General features: G+C 54.6%; 4 protein-coding genes. 1 reads left to right on the top strand and 3 read right to left on the bottom strand.

The features are described from left to right. Positions 1-801: 801 nt before the first annotated feature. Positions 802-1,059, bottom strand: coding sequence for a hypothetical protein (locus tag FYC48_RS27525; RefSeq protein WP_149500031.1), 258 nt, complete (start codon positions 1,057-1,059; stop codon positions 802-804). A gap of 173 nt (positions 1,060-1,232) precedes the next feature. Here FYC48_RS27525 and FYC48_RS27520 point away from each other — a divergent pair, with 173 nt between their 5' ends. Further along, positions 1,233-1,685 carry a hypothetical protein gene (locus FYC48_RS27520; RefSeq protein ID WP_149500030.1) on the top strand — a complete coding sequence of 151 codons (453 nt, stop codon included), beginning with the start codon at positions 1,233-1,235 and terminating at the stop codon, positions 1,683-1,685. 208 nt (positions 1,686-1,893) lie between these two features. On the opposite strand, the gene FYC48_RS28075 is transcribed toward FYC48_RS27520, so the two are convergent. Together FYC48_RS28075 and FYC48_RS27515 are read right to left on the bottom strand one after the other, a co-directional pair. After that, positions 1,894-2,037 carry a hypothetical protein gene (locus tag FYC48_RS28075; protein WP_160149810.1) on the bottom strand — a complete coding sequence of 48 codons (144 nt, stop codon included), beginning with the start codon at positions 2,035-2,037 and terminating at the stop codon, positions 1,894-1,896. A 255-nt stretch (positions 2,038-2,292) separates the two neighbouring features. Continuing rightward, a partial coding sequence (locus tag FYC48_RS27515) for a hypothetical protein (protein WP_235034470.1) occupies positions 2,293-2,755 on the bottom strand: 463 nt, incomplete at its 5' end.

Here is a 2,755-nt window from a genome sequence, read left to right as displayed (position 1 = left end):
GCGTCGGTTTTGATCCAGCCTCGAAGATGAATGAACCAACGATCGTGAAGTAGCACGACGAACGTTGGTGATAACGGGGTCGCGGCCAAACATCGTGAACTCTGGAAACAGCAGCGCCCGCGACTCCCGTTCATCACATGGTTCGTCAGGCTACGCTTGCCGCCGGCTGGAAGTTGGACGGGCCAGAATCATTGTAGCAATCGTTTGAATGGCATGGGGCGTCAACATCAGCCAGAATTACGATGCCAAACCGTGACTACGATTGCGATCAACAAGCGACAGAGGTTTCGTCGTCATTGGATGGGCCGGTACGTGAGTCTATGCGATGGGACAGGCGCGACAGCCAAACCGCAACATCAGGTGCGATCGATAGGCGACTGATGTTCCGTTGCCAAACAATGGGCCCCCTACGTGAGTCATCCGGCACGACGGACGCGATTCGCGTTGCGAATCACCAAGCCATCATCCGATTGGAGACGATGATCTATCAACCCGTGACACCAAGAGCGATCAACAGGAAACAGAGGTGACGTCACAAAGCGATGGGCCGACCGCGGTCACCATATCCGGCTTGTGCGTTAAGCCGAATTCGAAGCTAGAAGAACAGACCATCGTGACCAAGCACGACGAACGGCCGCCGTCACCGAGGACGGGCGAGAGATAAACCACTTCAAAGCCGTTGCCTCCCGTCCTTCGGTGCACGGCATTGTTCGGCATCCTTGTCACCGGGGCACCAGGAATGAAAGCCGCTTCATTTTTGGGAGATCAATGACTCTCGGGGGTATCAACGAGTGTAAACCACTAGTGCACCGACGCGTCATCCTCCCAGGTATGGCGACTGCCGTCCGGCTCCCGGAGCCATAGCACGGGGTCGCTCTCGAGCCCCGGCAGGACGCCCCAGACCTCGCCTTCCGTATGAATCCGTCCGGTCGGTTCGCCGCGGTGGTCATGCACGACCAATTGCTTACGGAGCGCAACACTCTGACCAGCGACAAGGCCGCACTTGTAGACGGTGATGAGGTTGTCGTCGGTTGGGACGTGGAGTTTCAAGTTAGTCATACATCACCTGCCGAACGTCAAGGATCACGCGGTCGCCGCGAGCAATCCTCCACTTAAAAAACGACGACTCGGCGTGCATCCGATGGTTCGTGCACCTATCCACGCCCGAGGAGCAGTCGCGTAGAATTGGACAACCGTACGACAGATTTACGGATCGCTATCCAGGGGAAAGCATGGAGAGTTTTGAATTTCATCTCAAGATCCCATTTGACAAGAGAGCGAGGTATAGCGTCAAAACGATTCTCGTGGTGACGCTACTTCTTGCAGTATCATTTGGAGCATTCAAATACGGTAAAGAGTCGGGATACCAAAGCGGATTTGAAAAGGGCCGCGAAGAGGGTTGGTCAGAAGCGCAGTCGGCAAAGGTAGTCCGCAAGTCCTATCGAGTGTCAGATCTGGTCTATGAGCTGGTTGAGCCACATGATAACGGAAAAAAGACGATGGAAAACTTAGCGGATCTGAAGCGTCAGATCGAGGATGAAATCGATCCCGATTCTTGGGAAGCCAAGAACGGTCCTTCAACAATCATTGTCTATCCTCAGGAGCTATCGCTTGTCGTCGAGCAAACCACGCAAGGTCACAATGCGATTGCGCAATATTTGAAGGAACGTCGGAGTAGCAAATAATTGCTACGCCACCAATACCCGATTGCACGAACGGCTAGGATCACCGGGCAACGGCGATCGAGTAGAAACTAAAACCCAAAGGCGCCCGACTCCGTTGCTCCGTGTGCATCCGATTGTTCGCGAGCCCGGGCGTGACGACAGTATGAAGCATCGTCGCTGCTCGCCAGTGTACCCGATTGGAAGCATGAGAGGAAATTCGGCATCCCCGTCAGGCGTCGGTTGTCCACATCCGCTTGTGTGTGAAATCAAGTGAATCGAAGAACAAACTCGCATCCAATACGAACAATTGCTCCGTGACACCCAAAGCGAATCCCAGGAAACAGAGGTCACGTGACATAGCGATTGGCGACATTGGAGTGTAGCGTTCCAAGCACCGCTCCCATCAGGCGTTGGTTAGTCGCCATCTGTCAAACCGCCTGCGATCTGAAGCAACATCGACAGGCGATGAGCCTATTCTGAGCACGGAACAAAACCATCGATCATCGAAGAACCGTTAGCGATTCTAGAGATCGCAAAGAAATAGTGGGCCACACCACCGGGCGTCGGATGGCATCGCGAACGGTTGGGATCACGCGGTCGCCGCGAACGACGCACCACTTCAAAAAACTCAACTCGGCGACTCGCGTGCATCCCTTGGTTCGCCGAGATCTTGTTTTGGTGAGGCCGTCAGGTCGTGACCAGAGGTTGGTGCCGTCGGAGATACTCCGATCCTTGAATTGTACCACGCAACCGATATGACGATGACCAGTCCGATTACGAGTCCGGCCACAAGACCTTGTGTCACGCCAAGTCCTAACCCGGCTTGCGCAGTGTCAATCGACAAATCAGGCGGCATCCGGAAGACCGTCCGGTAGTAATCCGGAGCGACGGAACCAAGAAAGAAACCCGCCCCAGCACCGAGCAAAGCGAAGGCAATGCCGCTAGCGATCGTAATTGCGAATCCGCGTACGACGGTCATGTTTAGATCTTCATTCGGCGAAAGAATCCATGTAAGTCCGAGGTTTGATGGGTGGGAGTCATTCGTCGTTAAACTGGCGACTCGGACCCGTGATGCAGGCAGCTTGGAACTG

It is taken from the genome of Roseiconus lacunae, assembly GCF_008312935.1.
In the GTDB taxonomy this organism is placed as follows: domain Bacteria; phylum Planctomycetota; class Planctomycetia; order Pirellulales; family Pirellulaceae; genus Stieleria; species Stieleria lacunae.
Note: the sequence above shows the minus strand (reverse complement) of the source record. Positions and strands in the feature narration are given on the sequence as shown.